Origin of the sequence: Streptomyces sp. NPDC058701, assembly GCF_042715295.1 — a bacterium.
Lineage (GTDB): Bacteria > Actinomycetota > Actinomycetes > Streptomycetales > Streptomycetaceae > Streptomyces.
This window is the reverse complement of record NZ_JBHXSY010000017.1, coordinates 135,990-154,009: the sequence shown is the minus strand read 5'-3', so window position 1 is coordinate 154,009 and position 18,020 is coordinate 135,990. Positions and strand designations below refer to the sequence as shown.

Genomic DNA, 18,020 nt, shown 5'->3' with positions numbered 1-18,020 from the left:
GCCCGCGGCTACGCTTGGAGCCCCACCCCCACACCGGCGTGCCCACCGTGCGTGCGGGGGGCGTGCTCCCCCGGTGGGGGGACCTGGCCACCGGCACGTCGTCGTACCCGGGCCCGGATCAGAGACATGGCGGCCCGCACGGGACATGCTCGACGAACGCGCCGGGTGCCGGCGTGCAGCCCGCCGCATCAGCCGCCATCGGGGGGCCGGGCCCGCAGCCCCGCTCGGGAATCCTTCAAGCTTTCGGCCCAGGCCGAAACCTTTGCCCGACCCCGCGCGTCCGGCGCAGCATCGTGTCCACCGGAGGCCGACAGAGCCGTCACGACAAGAAGGGATCCATCCCGCCGGTCGCCGGCCGTTGCGCGCTGATCGCCGGGCGGGACCCGGCCGAGTCGGAGCAGGCGCGTAGCGGTTCATCGTCCTGTGGTCGCAGGCCACACCCCCTGAGCCTCGTCATGGCATGCCCATGCCTCATTACGCCTTGAGCATCCTGTCAAGAAGGAGATACATGTCCCGTCACTCCGCACCCCGACTGGCCGCGCTGGCCCTGGCGGCCGCGCCCGTCCTCGCCCTGCTGCCCGCGGCGGCCGCCGAAGCATCCGCACAGGCGGTGTCCTGCACCACGACGAAGTACAACACCGTCGGACGCATCGACTGCAGCGGCTCCGGTGAAGTCCGCATCATCGTCGACTGCAAGGCGCCGCAGATAACCGACTACGTCGGTCCCTACACCCGCTTCAGCGGCAGCGTGACCCTCTACGGAGAGTGCAACTTCGGCATCAACTCGGTTTCCTACCAGGCGCGCTGAGGCAAGTGGTTCGGTGCTGCTCGGTGCTGCCACCACCGATCGAGTCTCGCAGCACCGAGCCACAGCACGACCGGGCCACGCGCGCCGCGCCGCGGTCGCCGCGGCGCCCCCGGACGGCCAGGGCGCGGTGTGGAGCCCGTCGTGGCACGGTTCCGTGCCACGACGGGTGGAGGTACGGGGCCGGTTCCAAGAGCCCCGTACCGATGATTCGCAGCACAGCTCCGTCTGGATGGGTGCGCGTTCGCAGGAGTGCCCCGGGACCGCCCACGCATCCAGCTGACGACGTCCGCTCGGTTGTGACGGTGCGCCGTAGGCGGCTCGCCCTGCCCCCTACGGCGCAACGGCATGCGGGACTGCCGGCGGTCCTCGGATCACATGGGCGGTGAATGAGACAGGTGCGGTGCGGACATGCCAGGCCGGCACCGCCGTACTGGCCGTCCTCGACGGCGTACCCGACGGCCGGTCAGATCACCATCGGCGCCTCCGACCACCGTCGGACCCTGTACGGGGTCCACCACAGGTGGTCACCGAAACGAAGGACGAGGGTCTCGCCCATGAGGTCGTCCAGGACCGGCCCGGGAACCGCGTCGACGCGAGCGCCGTCAGTGAGCGTTTCGATGGCCTGGTGGTAGTCCGGTTCGTCGATGGTGAAGCGGCGCAGCTCGCCGTAGCGCCGGTCTCGCACCTGGATGAACCCCGGCCCGTGCCGGAAGACGCATTTGCAGATGTAGTAGGCCTTGCGCCACTCGACGGCCGTCGCCGCCGGATCGGCGGTGCCGAGAACGGCGGTCGGTGGATGGAGGTGGCCGTAGTGACGCCAGGCGTCGGAGTCCGGGCCGGTGTGGAGCTGCCAGTCGACCGAGATGGCGACGCTGGACAGGTCGCCCACGAAGCTGAGCGCACGGACCGACCAGGCCGCGTCGGCGGGGTCCGTCACGTCGACCGGGCGGGGGAGCGTGACGTGCCGGGCGCCGGCGGCGAAGAGCCGCCGGGCGGCTTCGCCGCCGGGCAGGTCGATTTCGTAACTGCCCAGGGACATCGCGGGCAGCGCGCCCACCTCGGGGTCGTAGTCCCGCGAGGCGGTCACGGTGAAGGACGGAGTACTGGTGGGCGCTGAAGTCATCGTCGTCTCTCTGTCCGGCAGTCTTCAGGCGGTCGTTGCGGCGAGTTCGCCGGTGGGCGCGGAGGTGTGCCGCATGAAGTCGATCCGCAGGAACTCCTCGTTGAGTGCGGGCGGCGCGATCTGCACGAACTGCCCGCTGTCCTCGAAGACCACCCCGAGCGCCCGCCATCGCGTCAGAACCTCTCGCAGGGCGTCCTCGGCCACGTGGTGGTCCGCGTGCAGTTTGCGGGCGGCCGCCTTCACCGTGTGCGGCTGGTCGAGCAGCCGGAACAGGGCGAGCTCGAACGGGTCGGTCAGTTCCGTGTGCGTCCAGTCGAAGGAACGGCGCTTGCTGACCAGGATGATGCGGTCCTCCAGGTCGCAGTGGGTGAGACGGCTGCCGGAGTAGTTCCGCTTCCAGTGGGCGATGGCTTCGTCAAGGCGCCGGACGATGTCCTCGCCTATCCCCCGCGGTGGCACGTCGAAGACGTACGCCAGGTCGAACATCTCGGCGTCCGGCAGGTTGTAGGTGAGCCGGTACGGTTCCGCGGCCCGGAGTTCGGAGAATCCGAGCTCCGGGTTGTCGAAGTACGGGCTGAACCGCTCGATCGCGATCCGCGAGGACGGGCCCACGGGCGGGTTCAGGTGCTCCAGCGCGGCCAGCTGGGCCACGACGTCGTCGTAGTCCTCGGCGTCCTCACCGGGGAAGCCGTGCAGGTAGTTCCATGCCACCGAAAGGCCGACGGTGGCGGCGTCTCGGAGCATCCGGACGTTCTGGCCGCCGCTCACGCCCTTGTCCATCAGTGCGAGCACGCGGCTGTTGAGGCTCTCGATGCCCGGCTGCACGAAGATCAGTCCCGCGTCGGCGAGGACCTGGAGCTGTTTGCGCCGCATGTTGGACTTGATCTCGATATGCATGCGCAGGTCGAAGCCGCTCTCGATGATGCGCGGCAGCACCGTGTTCACGTACCCCATGTCGAGGATGTTGTCCACGACGTACATGTCCAGGACCCGGTGTTTGCGGGCCAGTTCGATGATCTCGTCGTAGAACACGTCCGGGCTCTTGCTCCGGAACTGCATGAACGAGCCGTTGAGTCCGCAGAAGGTGCAGTGGTGCTTCTCGCCCCACCAGCAGCCCCGCGCACCTTCGACCACCAACTTCGGCTCGACCCAGTTCCGCGCGTGGGAGGAGGCGAGCCGTTCGAAGTACCCGGCGTAGTCCGGTGGCAGGATCGAGGCGGGCGGTAGCGGCGTGGTGGCCATCGCGTTGACGACCGGCGCGCCGTCCGCGTCGTGCCAGCACAGCCCGGGCACCTCCGACAGCGGTCCGCCGGTGTCGAGGGCGTTGAGCAGGGCGGGGAAGGACACCTCTCCCTCGCCGCGCAGGACGTAGTCGACGAAGCGGAAGTTGCGGTGGACGGCCTCACCCTGTTTGCCGTCACAGTTGGCGCCGCCCATGGCCGTCGCGATGTGCGGGGCGAGGCGCTTCACGTACTTGGCGGCGGCCAGGGCGGCCGTGTTCTGCTGGAACGTCGAGGTGAAGCCGACGACGTCCGGGGCGAGCTCGACGATGCGCTCGGCGATGTACCGGACAAAATCGGGCGCGGTCACGTGGAGTGCCTTCGTCATCTCCATGCGGGCCCCGCGGACCCGGCTGCTCATCGCTTCGGTGAACTCGGCGACCCGCCACTGGGGGTCGTCGTAGAGAGCGGAGGAGAACACCCAGTCACCGCATCCCATGAAATAGGATCCGAGCGCATAGTAGGAGTAGTCCTCCAGAGTGAATTCTGTGTTCTTGGTAATCCAGTCCACGTATTCGAGATTGGCATGGAGAACGTCCGCCGTTCCGTTCGGAACTCGCTCGTCGACACTGCGCTTGAGAATCCCGAGAGCCAGCGAAGGGAGATCGATCGGGGCCCAGGGCATGTTCACCAGGAGTACGCGCACGGCTGGCCTCTTCTCATGTGATGAGGGCACGGAGTCGGTCATGGAGCGGGGCGGAGAGTTGGGGCCGGTCACGCACGGGTGCGGGGCCGGCCCCGGGGTGCTACTTGTCCTCGTCCTCCATCTCCTCCGCGGAGCGGAGGTAGACGACGACTCCGACGCCCGGCTTGCGGCTCTCCTCGTCGCCCTCGAGCGGGTCGCCGTGGATGATGTCCTTCTGCATGATGTTCACCTCCTCCCGGGGTGCGGGGACGGCTCGGCTCGCACGGGCGCCGGAGGCAGCCCGCGGCCGAGAAACCTGAGGGCCTTGCGGATCACGGCCAGGTGGTCGGCGCCGTCGTAGCCGTCGTGACCCGAGTCCAGCCACATCAGCTCGTGCTCCACACCGCCCGCGCGCAGCGCCGCCACGTACGCCTCGATCTGTTCCGGCGGACACTTGGCGTCCTGCCGCGCGGCGACCACCAGCAGCGGGCAGCGGATCGCGGCCGCGTACGAGGACGGGGAGGCGTGGGCGTAGGCCTCCGGCACCTCGTCCGGTGTGCCGCCGAACAGTGCGGTGTCCAGCGCCTGGAGGGCGGGCGTGGAGTGCCGGAAGGCCGTGGTGCAGTCTGCGAGCGGTTTGACGGCGACCCCGGCGTTCCACAGGTCAGGGCGGGTTCCCATGGCCAGCAGCGTCAGGTAGCCGCCCCACGACGTGCCGTACAGGCCTACGGCGCCCTCGCGGCCGATGCCCCGCTCCAGGAGCTCGGCCCGGGCCCGCACCAGGTCGGCGACCTGGGTGTGACCGACGCCCTCGGAGTAGGCGGAGCGCCAGTGTGGCCCGTAGCCGGTGGAGCCGCGGTAGTTGACGCGGGCCACGGCGTAGCCGGAGCCGACGAGGGCCTGCACCTGGGGGTCGTAGGCGTCGCGGTCGTGGTCGGCCGGGCCGCCGTGGACGAGCAGGACCAGCGGGTGCGGCGCGGGACGGTCGGCGGGTGTGGTGACGAAGGTGTGGACGGGGCCGTCGGGCCCCGGTGTCCACAGGTCCTGGCGGTGGCCGAATCGGGGCGGGCGCCACGCACTCTGGCCGGGAAGGGACGCACCCGAGGAGGACAGCGCGCGCGGCGGGCTGACGGCGTCGGTCCAGATGAAGTGCACGTCACCGTCGGCGGCGGGTGACGCGTCCAGGATGCTGCCCTCGGGGGTGTGCACCGGGGTCAGCTCGCGTCGTTCCAGGTCGGCGGTGAACAGTCGGCTGCGGCCGTGCCGGTCCTGGCGGAGCAGGACCCGCGCGGGACCGGGGCCGGGGTACCAGCGGGCGGTCGTCTCGGTGTCGAACGAGCACCAGGGCAGCAGCTCGACCCCCCGCCCGGGGGTCCAGGTCCCGAGGTGGTAACGGCCGGCCCGCTCCCGCATGACCAGCAGCACGGGTTCGCCGGGCATCGGTCCGGGGCCGGGTAACGGTATGGGGCCGGGTAACGGAATCGGGCCGGCCTGTGACGTTGGCCCGCGCAGCGGCGCCGGGCGGGGTAACGACGCGGAACCGGGTAACGGTGGCGGGCCGGACCACGACGCGGAAACGGGTAACGGCGCCCGGTCGGACCACGACGCGGAACCGGGCGACAGCGCCCGGCCGGAAAACGAGGCGAGCGGGGGCGCGAAGCCGAGCGCCCAGGTGCGTTCTCCGGTGCCGGAGAGCACCGCGACGACGGTCCCGTCCGAGCTCAGCAGCGTCACCGCGCGGGCGGAGTAGGCGGGTCCGGACACCGCAAGGAGCCTGCCGTCCGGCGCCAGGTCGCACAGGGTGCCGGATTCCGTGGTGTGCAGGACGCGGACGGCGGTGCCTCCGCGCCGCCCCAGATGGATACCGAGTCCCTCGGGGCTCCGGATGCCGACGGCCACCAGACCCCCTGCCGCCAGCGCCAGTCCGGCGGGCCGCCCGTAGGGCACCCCGGCCAGCGCCGGACGGTCCGGGCCGCCGTGGAAGTCCTGGGTGCGCCAGCCGCCGCTGCCGCCACGGTCCTCGTCGAACCACCAGACGGCCTCGTCCTCGTCGATGGCGCACAGCAGGGTGCCGTGCGGGCGGTCCGTCAACTGCCGTCCGGATTCGGTGGAGCGGTCCCACGTGAAGATCTCGCACCGGCCGTCGGCGTCGCCCGTGTACACCATCCGGTCCGGATGCCGGGGGCTGGTCACCGGCAGCACCGGCCGGTAGACGCCGTAGGTGCGCCGGGCCGGTGTCACGGCGTCACCCCCGCCACGACTCCGGCCCTGACGGTCGCGAGCAGCGCCAGCCCGGCGAATGCGCCCGCGCATCCCAGCGCCACCGCACGACCCCCGTACGCCGCCACCAGGACCCCGGCCGTCACGGGTGCGAGCACCGCGATGCCCTGGCCGGCGGTGCCCAGCACCGTCCCCATCCGGGCCAGCAGCCGGTCGGGGGTGATCAGCACCGCCCTGGTCTGCAGCACCACCGCCACGGACGGCACGATCAGCGACACTCCGCCCAGCAGGAGCCCGTAGACCCAGGTCCGGGACGCGAACGCGAGCCCGGCAGCCGTCGGCACCATGGCCCACGACGCGCCCGTCACGATCCGCGCCGCCGGAACCCGCCGCACGAGCCACGGCGCGGCGAGTGCGCCCAGCAGGCCGCCGACGCCCGCCAGGGTGAGGATGAGGCCGATCGAGGACGGGCTGGCGCCCTGCGCGTGAGAGGTGAACACCGCGTGGAAGTACAGCGCGCCGAGCAGCGCGTTGATCCCGGCCGTCCACACGACCACGAAGCGCAGGAAGGATTCGGCCCACACGAAGCGGAGCCCTTCGACGAGGTCGCGCGTGAAGGACGCGTGCGGGTCCGCCCCTGCGGGTGTCAGGTCCGCGCGGATCGCCTTGCTCAACGCCGCCACCAACAGGAACGACACCGCGTCGGCCAGCAGCGGGACCCAGCGCGCCAGTTGGTACAGCACGCCGCCCAGCGTCGGCCCGACGATCTGCACAGCCTGGTCCCGCGCCTGGAGGTACCCGATCGCCCGGGCGTACCCTTCGGGCGGCACCAGCCGGCGGATCGTCCCCGAGGCCGCTGCCCCGTAGGTGGCGCTGGCCGCCTGCTCGACGACAGCCGCGGCGAGGACGTGGACCAGGACGACGTGTCCGAGCGCCAGGCTCACGAACACCGATCCCATGGCGCCTGCCGCGACCAAGGCCGCCACGTACATCATGCGCTTGCGCGGCCACCGGTCCGCGTACACGCCCGCGACCGGCGAGACCACCAGACCGCTGATCAGGGCCACCGATGCGACGAGGCCGGCGAGGCCGGCCGGATATCCCGCGCCGAGCAGAATCAGTGGGAGGAAGAGGGAGGAAGCGCAGGTGCCGAGACCGTCGATGGCGCCCGCCGCCCAGAAGAGCGTGAAATCCCTTCGCCGAAACAGGGGCGACGGGGCTTTGGCTAATTCAGGGCCGGAGAACCTTAATTCCACATCGGAGTCGGCCTCGTCCATCAAGAATCCCGCCAGGTGTGGATTGCTGACGCGAATGCATCCACAACGCCCCCTTCAGCGATTGGGCATACGCCCTTCGAGGGTCGCGATCGTATCGAACAGAAGCACCCACTTCAACACCCGCGTTCGAATTGAATTCTGATCAAGGAATCGCCCTCCGGGTGGGGTCACCCGGCCACTGATCCACACGCGACAGGACCGTCAGCCGCGAGACGGGCACCGTGCTCCTCGGGAACTCCTGAGCCGCCTCGCGCACGCGCGCACCACCCCCGCGACCGGCCCGTTCACGTCGCGGCGTCTCGTACGTCGAGTGCGGCCAGCCCCTCCGTCCAGCGGGTCCGGCGTTCTTCGGCGGTCTGCTCCCACCAGGGGACACCGCGTTCCCCGAGCGCCACTTTCGCGACCTGCACCCGGTCCCGGGCGGCACGCTCGGCCTCCGGGTCGTCGGCACGGCGGGCCGCGCCGACCGCGCGGCGGGCCGCCATCAGGTGCACGCGCAGCCGAGCGGCGGTGTCCTCGTCGATGTCGGGGTCCGTGGCCCGCCATCGGCGGCCGTCGATGACGACGTGATGCCCGTCGGGGGTGGTGGCCGGCCTTGGTTTCGCTGTCACGGCCAGCGGCTGCCCATCATCGGCCCGCGTCAACCCTCCCACCACGGATCCCGGCGGGTCCGCCGCCCGGCCGACCGCTTCAGGGCTGTGCAGTTCTCCCCGGCTCGGGCCGCAGGCGAGGGCTTCGCCGCCGGGCAAAGCGTGGAGGGGCCCGGGCCCCCCTTCCGTCAGTCGGTCGCCGACGCATGCCCGTACAACCACCTCGGCGGCCGATCACAGCCCCAAGGAGGAGGGATGTCGCAACCGGCTTCGGCGCACGGCGAGCCGGCGGGAACGGGGTGCCGTTCTCGATGACGTCCCCCGGACCTTCGGGCATGATCTACGGGAAGGACGGGACGGAAGGCGGAGGGCGCGTCTTCGGACGTACGGACGACGGGGGGACACGGGGTGGAGTGGGGAACGCTCGTCGCCACGCTGGGCGGCGGTCTGATCGCGATAGCGGGAACGGTCCTGGCCGACCGTCTCCGCACCCGCCAGGAACACCGACGAGGCCTTCAGGAGCGGCGCCGGGACGTCTACACGGAGTTCATCGCCGCGGCGGGCGCGGCCCACACCGAACTGCGCCGCCTCGCGCAAGGCCCGGTCGGCGCAGCCGACTTGGAGGCGGCGAGCCGCTCGGCCCTGACGGACGCCCGGATCTACGAGGTGCGCGAGCGCCTGTTCCTCGATGCCAGCCCCCGGATCGCGGGCACGGGCCAGACCATGTTCGAGCGCCTCCGCGCGCTGCGACGAGCGGTCGCGACGGGCGCCGGGATCTCGACCCCCGAGTTCCACGACATCTACCATCCCTACCTCGACGCCGTCTGGGCCTATCGGGAAGCGGTCCGCGACGAGCTGGAGGGCCACGCCCTCACCCCGGCCGCTTTCGGCTGGTCCGCGTGGGACGGCCGCGAACGCTGCCCCCGCTGCGGGACGCGCGAAGTGGAGTCGGCGACCGGCTGAGGGCTGTCCCGTCATCCCTGGTGGATCAGCGCGCGGCGTCAGATGCGGTGCGTCGCCCAGGACCTGCGCCGGAGCCGCCGGCCGCGCCCGCGCCCGCGAGCGGCACGCCGATCCCCGGCCTCCACCATCACCCGGTGCCGGAGCCCGAACCGGCACGGGTGGAGGAGGTCAGTCTCAGGATCGAGGCCTGGGCGATGGACGAGGTCCAGCGCTACCCCGAGGACCGGGAAGGGAAGTTCAACGCTTCCAGGTCGGCAGCCACATGGTCGCCTGCCACCCGGACGCCCCCACCGTTGAGCACCTGATGCTCGCCACCCGGCTGATGGTCGCCGAGAACGCCGTCGACGACCGCTACTGCTTCGATGGTCATGGCCCATCAGCGTTTCGGGTGCAAGGTCGAGGGCGTCACCGTGTCGGCGAAGCAGGCGGAGTCCGGCAACCAGGGCGTGAGCCCCTCGGTGGGGGCACGGGGCGATGCCTCGGCCCCTGCCGCACCGGCGTCAGCCGGAGGTCGGGCGCAGGATCAGGGTGACGAAGCCCCACGTGTCGCGGTAGGTGCGCAGCCATTCGGAACGGCGGTCGTTCGCCGTCCGGAGGACCTGCGCGCTGTCCGGGTCGGCCGGGTGGTCCAGCGCCCACGCGGCCAGCGATCCCCAGCAGGCCCACTCGTAGTCGTCCCGTTCGCGGCGGGTGCTGACGTGTCCGTGCACGGGGGTCCACCCGTCGGCGACGACGCGGTCCACGGTGTCCGCGAGGTCGGTGAAGTCGCCGAGCATCTCCACGGCTTCCGGTGACGGCTCGTGTTCCCAGAAGCCCTCGCCGATCAGGACGCGTCCGCCGGGGGCCAGGTGTTCGCGCGCTGCCGCGAGGGTGGGCAGAAGCCCGCCGAAGGCGTGCGCCGCCCCGACGCTGAGGACGAGGTCGAACGGGTGCGGGGAGCGGAAGTCCGCGGCCCGGCGTTGGTGCAGGGCGAGGCGCCCTCCGACGTCCGCCCGGGTCGCGGCCTCACGGGCCTGCCCGAGGGAGTCCTCGGAGATGTCCACGCCCTCGGCCCGCAGGCTCGGGTACGCCCTCAAGGCGCGCAGGAGCCATTCCGCGGTGCCGCATCCCAGGTCGAGCACCCGTGCGTCGCCGTGGGGGACGCCGTGCTCCAGCAGACTCCGTACCGCGTCGTCGTCGAGCGGGGCCTTGATCGGGTGGCCGGTGTGGGCGAGTGCGGAGATCTGTTCACGGTTCACCGGCTCAGCCTGCCAGGGCCCGGAGGGGGCGCGCACGTCGATTTCCGTCGCGGACGGGAGACCGTGCGGGCGGCTTCGGGACATGCCCGCCGGAGGGTCGTCGGCCGGGTACGACCCCCGGAGACCGCCTAGGATCGGTGCGTGAACAGGACCGACCGCGCCAGCCGGGTCATCGCGGCACCGCCGGCGACCGTCTACCGGGCCCTGCTCGACCGGGAGTCGCTGGAGGCCTGGCTGCCACCGGACGGCATGCGCGGGCGTGTCGAGCGGTGGGATCCCCGCCCCGGCGGCGGGTTCCGGATGGTGCTCACCTACCTCGATCCCGCCGGCGGTCCCGGCAAGTCCTCGGACGCGACGGACGTCGTCGACGTGGGGTTCGCGGAACTCGTGCCGGCGGAGCGCGTGGTGCAGCGGGCGGTGTTCGAGGCCGACGACCCCTCGTTCGCGGGCACCATGACGATGACCTGGAGCCTCACGGCCGCCGGCGGCGGGACCGAGGTGACCGTCACCGCCACGGAGGTGCCGCCAGGCATCGACCGGACGGACCACGAGGCCGGGATCGCCTCCTCGTTGGCCAATCTGGCGTCGTACCTCGAAGGCAGGGCCGGCTGAACCGGGCGGCTGCTCGTGCTCCTCGCGCTGCTCGTACCGCTCCTGGTGCGACGATGGCCGGATGAGCGGACATCGGAAAGACGATCTCCTGGCGGAAGCTGTCAGCCTGCGTGAAGGAGGGCAACTACGGGAAGCCCGTGCCGCATTGCTGGATCTTGCCGCGGAACATCCCGAGGACGCACAGGTGGCGTACCAGACCGCCTGGATCCATGACGCGCTGGGGCTCGAGGCCGAAGCCGTCCCCTTCTACGAACGCAGTCTCGCCGGCGGCGCGTTGCCGGCGCACGACCGTCGGGGCGCGTACCTCGGGCTCGGCAGCACCCTCCGGGTGCTCGGCGCACACGAGAGGGCCGTCGACACGCTCCGTACGGGCTTGACGGAGTTTCCGGGAGACGGGGCGCTCGAGACGTTCCTCGCCATGGCGCTGTACAACACCGGGCACCACCACGAGGCCGTGCAGCTCTTGCTGCGGCTGCTCGCCACCACCAGCGGCGACCCCGGCGTCCAGCGGTACCGGCGAGCCGTCGAACACTACGCCCAGGACCTCGACGACACGCTCTGAGGCGGGACCGGCGCCACCGCGGGTGACCGTTCGGGCACATGTGCCCGTGGGGTCGGCGGCGCGTCCCGACCTATAGTTACGCGCCGGCCGCCACCCGGTGAGCAGCGCTGGGCGGTGGTTCTCGGTTCGGTTCGGCGTCGAGGGAGGCCGCTCATGGCCAGTGCGTTTCAGGAGCGCAAGCTCAGGGGGATGTTCGCCGCGTTCGACGCGGACGGCGACGGTTATCTGCGCGAGGAGGACTTCGCGGCGCTCGTCGCCCGTTGGAGTCGGCTGCCGGGAGTGGGGCCCGGCACGGAGCTGCGGGCGCGGCTGGAGGCGCTGCTGATGGGCTGGTGGGCAGCCCTGCTGGAGGCGGGCGACGCCAACGGGGACGGCGCCGTCGACCTGGGTGAGCTGCTGTCCCTCGTCGACAGGCTTCCCGCGATGGTCGCCGACGTCACCGCGACCGCCGACACCGTCTTCGACGCCGTGGATTCCAACGGCGACGGCGTCATCTCCCCGGAGGAGCACCTGCGGCTCGTGGAGACGTGGAACGGGCAGCCCGTCGACATGACCGGCGTCTTCGAGCTGCTCGACCTGAACGGCGACGGACACCTCAGCCGCGAGGAGTTCGCGATCCTGTGGCGCCAGTTCTGGATCAGCGACGACCCCGCGGAACCGGGCAACTGGCTCTGCGGCCGCTTCGACGAGGCGGCCTAGGCGGTCGCGGTCGTCCGTCGGCTCCGGGCGAGGGAGCCGCGGAGCCGGAGTTGGCGGCCGGCCGGTTGCCGGTGGGGGCGCGGAGCGCGAGGGCCGGGCGCGCCCCACGCCCGGCCGGTCCATCGCCCTCGATCGAGTGGGCCAGGACGTAGTGCAGCGCGTACCTCTGTCCCCCGAAGTGCCCCACAAGGACGCGGCCGGTTCGGTGTCCTCGACGTGGAACTCCGTCCACGCGCCGCCTCGTTCTCCGGGAAGTACGCCGGTACGTCCTCACCTGCCACGACGTTGTGGCAACACCCCCGCTCGGCGTCCGCGAGATGCCGCGCGAGGCCGAGCGGCGTCAGGCTCGCCGGCGCGACCGCCCTCCTGCGCAACTGCTCGGCGCTCAGCCCGGCGCGACCGGTCAGGGCAGCGGGGCGGCCCTGGCGGTGATCCAAAGTTCGTACCACTCCTCGTGCGTGAGGTCGGGTTCGCGCACGGCCGCGTCGCGGCAGGCGCGGATGCGGTCCGGGCGGGCGCTGCCGATGACCGGGGCGATGCCCGCGGGATGACGGGCCAGCCACCACAGCAGGACCGTTTCGGGGGTCGTGTCCTTCGTGCGGGCGAGGTCGGCCAGGAGCTCCGCGGTGGCGTGCTCGGCGGCCGTGCTCTGGCGGCCGGTGAAGCGCCCCTGGGCCAGCGCACCCCAGGCCTGCAGGCGGATGGCGTGGTCGCGGCAGTGTTCCAGCGTGCCGAAGGGGAAGCCGTTGGACGCGTACGCGGGGGTGTTGAGCAGGACCCCGGCCTCGACCCAGTCGCGGCTGTGCAGGCTCATCTCCAGCTGGTTGGCGACGAGGGGTACGTCGAGCCGGGCCTGGAGGGCCGTGATCTGCGGGGCGCCCATGTTGGACACGCCGAAGGCGCGGACGAGCCCCTGTCGGTGCAGGGACATCAGCGCCGCCGCGGTCTCGTCCGGGTCCGCCAGCGGGTCGGGGCGGTGCAGCAGCAGAACGTCGATCACCTCGGTGCGCAGCCGCGTCAGGCTCTCCTCCACGCGCCGGACGATGCTCGGGCCGCGCAGGTCGTACCGGCCGGGACCGTCCTCGCCGCCCAGGCGGATTCCGCACTTGGTCTGCAGGGTGATCCGCTCGCGCAGGCCGGGCGTGCGCGCGAGCACTTCGCCGAACACGGCCTCGGCCTTGCCGTGCCGGTAGATGTCGGCGTGGTCGAAGGTGGTGATGCCGCTGTCGAGGGCCGCCTCGACGGCGGCCTCGGCCGCGTCGATGTCCTGCGGACCGTACGGACCCGGTTCCCAGCTCCCGCCCAGGCCCATGCAGCCGTACAGCACCCGGTCGCCCGTGGTGTCCCGTGCCCCGTGCGCGTCGGTGCTCGCCCCGACGTCCGCGCGTGCGTTGTCATCTGTGTTCAGGTTCGCCGCCACGCGTCCACCCTAGGGGCTGTCCCGCCGCGGACGGGGGCCGGTGTCCGGTGTGGGGCCGGGGTAGCTGGGTGGGCCGTACACTCGGCCCATGGGTGACACACGTTCTTCGAGGCAGGGCCTGCAGCAGGCCGCCTTCGGAACGTGTCCGTCAGCCGGGGTCACGACCGTCGTCGACCCGGCCCGCGCGGCCTTCGCCGTGGTGCCCGAGACCCGCCGTGTCGCCCTGCACGGCCACGGCTAGCGCTCCGCGCCCCAGGCCCCTCCGCTCCACATCACCACAGCAGCCCTCCGGCATGCCGCCGGCGCTGCCGCCTGGCTACGGCCGCACGCCCCGGGCCGAGCCCCCTCGAAGGGATCATTGTGAAGCTGAGCGATTTGCTGGCCGGGCAGGAGTACCACGTCCTGCAGGGTGATCCCGCCACGACGCTGATCACCGCGGGAACCACCTTCGACGCCGACCGGGTGACCCCGGGCTCCCTGTTCATCGCCGTACCCGGACACCGGGAGGGCGGCCCCGGCTCCGTCTCGCCGGCGCTGGCCCGGGGGGCCGCCGCCGTGATCGTCGAGGGCGGTGAACCCTCCCTGCCCGCCGCGGTCTGGCCGCCGGGCGCCTGCGCCGTACGCGTTCCGGACGCCCGGACGGCTGCCGCGGTGGTGACCTCCCGCTACTTCGACGAGCCCGGCCGGCACATGGACATGGTGGCGATCACCGGCACGAACGGGAAGACGTCCGTGTCGTACATGGTCGAATCCGTCCTGCGGCTCGCCGAAGGGTCGAAGGTGGGGGTCATCGGCACCGCGGGGAGCCGGATCGGCGACGAGCCGATCCCGATGCCCCGCTCGGTGCTGACCACTCCGGAATCACCCGACCTGCAGTACCTGCTGGGCTACATGCGCGACCGCGGCGCCGCCAGCGTGGTGCTGGAGGCCACCTCCATGGCGCTGCTGACGCACCGGGTGGACCGTACGTTCATCGACGTCGGCGTCTTCACCAACCTGACGCAGGACCATCTCGACGACCACGGAACGATGGCGGACTACCGGGACGCCAAGCTGCGGCTGTTCCAGGGGCTCTGCCGGCGCGCGGTGGTCAACGCCGACGACCCGGTGGGCGCGGGCATCGTGGCGATGATGCCGGGTGCGGTGACCACGTACGCCCTGGACTCCCCGGCGGACTACCGGGCCACCGACCTGGAGGTGAGCGCGGCGGGCACCCGGTTCACGCTGCACCACGGCGGGCGCGCCTATCCGGCGTCGATCCCGGTTCCCGGCCGGTTCTCGGTGGCCAACGCACTGGCCACGGTGGCGGCCTGCCACGTGCTGGGGCACGAGCTGGGCCCCTTGGTCGACGCGCTCGACCGGATGCCGCCGGTGCCGGGCCGCATGGAGCGCTTCCGGACCCCGTCGGGCACGTCGGTGATCGTGGACTACGCCCACTCGCCGGACTCCCTCGACAAGGTCCTGACGACCATCCGGGGTTTCGCCCGCGGACAGGTGATCACGGTCTTCGGATGCGGCGGGGACCGCGACACCACCAAACGGGCCGAGATGGGGCAGATCGCCGGGGCCCACTCCGACCTGTGCGTCCTGACCTCGGACAACCCCCGCCATGAGGACCCCGAGGCCATCCTGGACCAGGTCTCCCCCGGCCTCGCGGCGACCGGCACCCCCTTCCACCGCCATGCCGACCGCCGCCGGGCGATCGCCTTCGCGCTGTCCGCGGCGGGTCCCGAGGACACGGTCCTGATCGCCGGGAAGGGCAGCGAGCCGCACCAGATCGTCGGCGACGAGCTGCTGCCGTTCAGTGACATGGCCACGGTGCGCGAGCTGGCGCTGCCGTAGGGGTTCCGGCCCTGTCACGGGGCGGGTCGGGCCGCGGTCTCACCCGGGGCCCGGGGTCTCGACCGTTCCGCCGAGCCGGGCGCGTTCGGCGGCCAGTACGGTCAGGTGGCTGATGAGGGATTCCCGGGGGCCCGACTTCACGAGGGCGGGGTTCCCCGTGGCCACTGCGGCCACGAACGCGTCCATGAGGCCCGCGTCGCCGCCTCCGTGGCCGCCGCCGGCGTCCGGCGTCCCCTCGGCGCGGACGTCGATGTGTTCCTCGGTGCGGGTGAGGAAGTCGTAGAGCCGCAGGCTCCGGCCGTCGCCCCGCAGTTCGGCCCTGGTGCCGAAGATCCGGGTCTGGCGGTCCGCCCGCTCGGTGAACGCCGTCATCGTGAAGGTGGCGGTGGCCCCGGAGGTGAATTCCATGGCGACCACCTGGTGGTCGACGACGTCGTTGTCGCAGGCGTACACGCACCGCCCGTACGGGCCCTCGCGCAGGGCGCCGTCGAGGGCCTCGGGGGTGAACTCGTCGAGCACCGCGCTCAGGGGCCACCCGTGCCGGCCCGCCGCGAGCCGTTCTCCGTACTCGCGGGGTGCCGAGTAGGGGCAGGTGGCTTCGACCGCGCAGTCCAGGCACCGGTCCGCGGCGCCCGCCGGCCGGTTTTCGGGCCGGAAGTGCGAGAGGCGGCCGAAGCTGGAGACGCGCACCGGCGGGGCGCCGAGCACGTACTGCAGCCAGTCCAGGTCGTGGCAGGACTTCGCCATGAGCATGGACGTGGCCTCGTCCTCGCGCCGCCAGTTGCCCCGTACGAACGAGTGCGCCTGGTGCCAGAAGCCGACCGGCTCCAGGTGCTGGACGCTGACGACGTCACCGAGCCGGCCGGAGTCGACGACGCGCTTCAGCGCCTGCGTGTACGGGGTGTAGCGCAGGACGTGGCCGACGGCGAGGACCACTCCGGCGGCCTCGACCGCGGCGACGATCCGACGGCACGCCTCCTCGTCCAGCGCCATCGGCTTCTCCAGCAGGACGTGGTAGCCGAGGGCGGCGAACGCGAGCACCGGTTCCAGGTGGTCCCGGTCCAGGGTGCAGATCAGGACGGCGTCCGCGATCCGGCCCCGGGCCGCCAGCGTCCGCCAGTCGTCCACGGCCGCCGAGGGTGTCAGGCCGTGGGCGGCCGCCAGCCGGTTCCTGCGCGGTCCGCGCGGCTCGGCGACGGCCACCACCTTCGCGCGGTCCGGGTGGGCCAGCGCCCAGCGGGCGTGGCCGGTTCCCCGGTCTCCGGCACCGACGACGGCGAGAGTGACCACTGACGACATCTGTCCCACTTCCCGGAGCAGCGAGGCGGCCTGCCCCCTCATGCTCCTCTCCCGTCGGCGGATGCGGGGGGGGGACGTGGGGAATGGTCGTAACGAACGAAAAGAGCGATCGTTCAATACATTCGGCCGAGCCCGCTAGGGAACGCGTAGAGTACCCCGCACAACGGCGGTAACAGGGGGACGAGACGTGCGAGTTCATGTCCACGAGCGGCACGATCGCGTGGTCCGGCTCGTCCGTGAACACGGCAGCATGACCATCGCCCGGGTGGCGGCCACCCTGAACGTCTCCATGGTCACCGTGCGCCGTGACGCGGGTCTGCTCGTCTCCGAGGGGCGGCTCGGGCGTGTGCACGGTTCGCTGGTGTGGCCGGGGACCGGTCGGCCGGGCCGGGCGCTCGCCCCGGTCGGCGCCCCGGTGCGGGAGGGGACCGTCGTCGGCATGATCGTGCCGACCATGCACTACTCGTTCTCCGAGATCGTCCAAGGCGCCCGTACGGTGCTGGCGGCCCGCGGGGTGCGGCTCGTCCTCGGTCTGACCGGGTACCTGGCAGAGGAGGACGGCCGGCAGATCGAACGCCTTGTCGCCTCCGGGGTGAACGGGCTGCTGGTCACTCCGAGTTGGGAGCGTGGCGAACCGGGCGCAGGTGAGGCTGAGGCGGTCCTCGCGGCGGCCGTCCCCACCGTGCTGGTCGAGCGGTGGACCAGCCCGGGCAGCGCCGCCCACGGTCTCGACCGGGTGCGCTCGGACTCGGCCCACGGCGCCGGTTCGGCCGTCCGCCACCTTGCCGCCCTGGGCCACGGCCGGTTCGCGCTGGCCTTGCAGAGCAGTCCGCACGCGGCGCAGCTGAGGGCGGGTTTCGAGGCCGCGCTGTCGACGCTCGGGCTCCCCGCCGCGCACGCGCCCGGCTTCGACGCGGGCGCCCTCGCCTCGGAGTCGGAGCGCTACGCCCGCACGCTGGAGTTCCTGCGCCGGGGCGTGCGCGAGCACGGCGTCACGGCCGCGTTCGTCCACAGCGACGCCGACGCCGTCGTCCTGGTACCGCGCCTGCAGGCGCTGGGCGTCCGCGTTCCCGAGGACCTCGCGCTCGTGGTCTACGACGACGAGGTGTCCGGGCTGTCCGAACTGGCGCTCACCGCGGTGGCGCCGCCCAAGCGCGCCGTGGGCGCGGTGGCGGCCAGGCTGCTGCTCGACCGGCTCGCGGCCGGCCCGGAGGACCGTGGCGGTGGCGCGGACGGTCCGGGCGGCACAGGCGGGGCACGCCGCCACGTCGAGCTGCTGCCGGAGCTGCGCGTGCGCGACTCCTGCGGCGGTTCCGCGACGCCGATCTGATCGTTTGAGCGAATCGACCCGTACGCGCCTCTTGAGCGCTCTTTCGATCACGTGCTAGAAACCGGGCAGCGGGGCGTCCTCCCGCCCCGCACCCCGCCGTGTCGCCGCCCCACCGTCGAGCGGTCGTCTCCT

The 18,020-nt window shown here is 72.2% G+C and carries 18 protein-coding genes; 8 read left to right on the top strand and 10 right to left on the bottom strand.

Features of this window, described 5'->3' with window-relative positions:
* Positions 1-508 precede the first annotated feature (508 nt).
* Positions 509-808, top strand: coding sequence for a hypothetical protein (locus tag ACFWW8_RS20310; RefSeq protein WP_386530359.1), 300 nt, complete (start codon positions 509-511; stop codon positions 806-808).
* 463 nt (positions 809-1,271) lie between these two features.
* Here ACFWW8_RS20310 and ACFWW8_RS20305 read toward each other — a convergent pair whose 3' ends face one another.
* The 5 genes from ACFWW8_RS20305 to ACFWW8_RS20285 form a co-directional block, all read right to left on the bottom strand.
* Positions 1,272-1,931 carry a DUF5825 family protein gene (locus tag ACFWW8_RS20305; RefSeq protein ID WP_386530358.1) on the bottom strand — a complete coding sequence of 220 codons (660 nt, stop codon included), beginning with the start codon at positions 1,929-1,931 and terminating at the stop codon, positions 1,272-1,274.
* A gap of 24 nt (positions 1,932-1,955) precedes the next feature.
* Entirely contained in the window at positions 1,956-3,857 is a 1,902-nt protein-coding gene (locus ACFWW8_RS20300; protein WP_386530357.1) for a RiPP maturation radical SAM C-methyltransferase, read from the bottom strand.
* Positions 3,858-4,082: 225 nt separating this feature from the next.
* On the bottom strand, positions 4,083-6,002 hold the full coding sequence (locus tag ACFWW8_RS20295) for an alpha/beta hydrolase family protein (RefSeq protein ID WP_386530365.1): 1,920 nt from the start codon (positions 6,000-6,002) through the stop codon (positions 4,083-4,085).
* Positions 6,003-6,073: 71 nt separating this feature from the next.
* The gene (locus tag ACFWW8_RS20290) at positions 6,074-7,333 is read right to left on the bottom strand and encodes an MFS transporter (protein ID WP_386530356.1); all 1,260 of its coding nucleotides are present in this window, start codon (positions 7,331-7,333) and stop codon (positions 6,074-6,076) included.
* Between the two features lie 284 nt (positions 7,334-7,617).
* Positions 7,618-7,944 carry a hypothetical protein gene (locus ACFWW8_RS20285; protein WP_386530355.1) on the bottom strand — a complete coding sequence of 109 codons (327 nt, stop codon included), beginning with the start codon at positions 7,942-7,944 and terminating at the stop codon, positions 7,618-7,620.
* Between the two features lie 387 nt (positions 7,945-8,331).
* On the opposite strand from ACFWW8_RS20285, the gene ACFWW8_RS20280 reads away from it, so the two are divergent.
* Complete coding sequence (locus tag ACFWW8_RS20280) at positions 8,332-8,886, top strand: CchlQ (protein WP_386530354.1); 555 nt, start codon at positions 8,332-8,334, stop codon at positions 8,884-8,886.
* Positions 8,887-9,097: 211 nt separating this feature from the next.
* Here ACFWW8_RS20280 and ACFWW8_RS20275 read toward each other — a convergent pair whose 3' ends face one another.
* Both ACFWW8_RS20275 and ACFWW8_RS20270 read right to left on the bottom strand, forming a co-directional pair.
* Positions 9,098-9,256, bottom strand: coding sequence for a hypothetical protein (locus ACFWW8_RS20275; RefSeq protein WP_386530353.1), 159 nt, complete (start codon positions 9,254-9,256; stop codon positions 9,098-9,100).
* Between the two features lie 130 nt (positions 9,257-9,386).
* Complete coding sequence (locus tag ACFWW8_RS20270) at positions 9,387-10,124, bottom strand: SAM-dependent methyltransferase (RefSeq protein WP_386530352.1); 738 nt, start codon at positions 10,122-10,124, stop codon at positions 9,387-9,389.
* A 141-nt stretch (positions 10,125-10,265) separates the two neighbouring features.
* Between ACFWW8_RS20270 and ACFWW8_RS20265 the strand changes: the two genes are divergently transcribed.
* The 3 genes from ACFWW8_RS20265 to ACFWW8_RS20255 all read left to right on the top strand — a co-directional run bounded on the left by ACFWW8_RS20265 (position 10,266) and on the right by ACFWW8_RS20255 (position 11,997).
* The gene (locus ACFWW8_RS20265) at positions 10,266-10,736 is read left to right on the top strand and encodes an SRPBCC family protein (RefSeq protein WP_386530351.1); all 471 of its coding nucleotides are present in this window, start codon (positions 10,266-10,268) and stop codon (positions 10,734-10,736) included.
* 61 nt (positions 10,737-10,797) lie between these two features.
* Positions 10,798-11,298: a tetratricopeptide repeat protein gene (locus tag ACFWW8_RS20260; protein WP_386530350.1), complete on the top strand. Its 501-nt coding sequence runs from the start codon at positions 10,798-10,800 to the stop codon at positions 11,296-11,298.
* A gap of 153 nt (positions 11,299-11,451) precedes the next feature.
* Positions 11,452-11,997: an EF-hand domain-containing protein gene (locus tag ACFWW8_RS20255; RefSeq protein WP_386530349.1), complete on the top strand. Its 546-nt coding sequence runs from the start codon at positions 11,452-11,454 to the stop codon at positions 11,995-11,997.
* On the opposite strand, the gene ACFWW8_RS20250 is transcribed toward ACFWW8_RS20255, so the two are convergent.
* Together ACFWW8_RS20250 and ACFWW8_RS20245 are read right to left on the bottom strand one after the other, a co-directional pair.
* The gene (locus ACFWW8_RS20250) at positions 11,994-12,446 is read right to left on the bottom strand and encodes a DUF664 domain-containing protein (protein ID WP_386530348.1); all 453 of its coding nucleotides are present in this window, start codon (positions 12,444-12,446) and stop codon (positions 11,994-11,996) included. The genes ACFWW8_RS20255 and ACFWW8_RS20250 overlap by 4 nt on opposite strands.
* Positions 12,401-13,417, bottom strand: a complete 1,017-nt coding sequence (locus tag ACFWW8_RS20245) for an aldo/keto reductase family oxidoreductase (RefSeq protein WP_386530347.1) — start codon at positions 13,415-13,417, stop codon at positions 12,401-12,403. Before ACFWW8_RS20245 ends, ACFWW8_RS20250 begins: the two co-directional genes overlap by 46 nt.
* Before the next feature lie 88 nt (positions 13,418-13,505).
* Between ACFWW8_RS20245 and ACFWW8_RS20240 the strand changes: the two genes are divergently transcribed.
* On the top strand, positions 13,506-13,658 hold the full coding sequence (locus ACFWW8_RS20240; RefSeq protein WP_386530346.1) for a hypothetical protein: 153 nt from the start codon (positions 13,506-13,508) through the stop codon (positions 13,656-13,658).
* Between the two features lie 119 nt (positions 13,659-13,777).
* Positions 13,778-15,259, top strand: coding sequence for a UDP-N-acetylmuramoyl-L-alanyl-D-glutamate--2,6-diaminopimelate ligase (locus tag ACFWW8_RS20235; protein ID WP_386530345.1), 1,482 nt, complete (start codon positions 13,778-13,780; stop codon positions 15,257-15,259).
* A gap of 39 nt (positions 15,260-15,298) precedes the next feature.
* Here the strand turns inward: ACFWW8_RS20235 and ACFWW8_RS20230 are convergent, their stop codons facing one another.
* Positions 15,299-16,600, bottom strand: coding sequence for a Gfo/Idh/MocA family protein (locus ACFWW8_RS20230; RefSeq protein ID WP_386530344.1), 1,302 nt, complete (start codon positions 16,598-16,600; stop codon positions 15,299-15,301).
* Positions 16,601-16,745: 145 nt separating this feature from the next.
* Between ACFWW8_RS20230 and ACFWW8_RS20225 the strand changes: the two genes are divergently transcribed.
* On the top strand, positions 16,746-17,888 hold the full coding sequence (locus ACFWW8_RS20225; protein ID WP_386530343.1) for a substrate-binding domain-containing protein: 1,143 nt from the start codon (positions 16,746-16,748) through the stop codon (positions 17,886-17,888).
* Positions 17,889-18,020 lie beyond the last annotated feature (132 nt).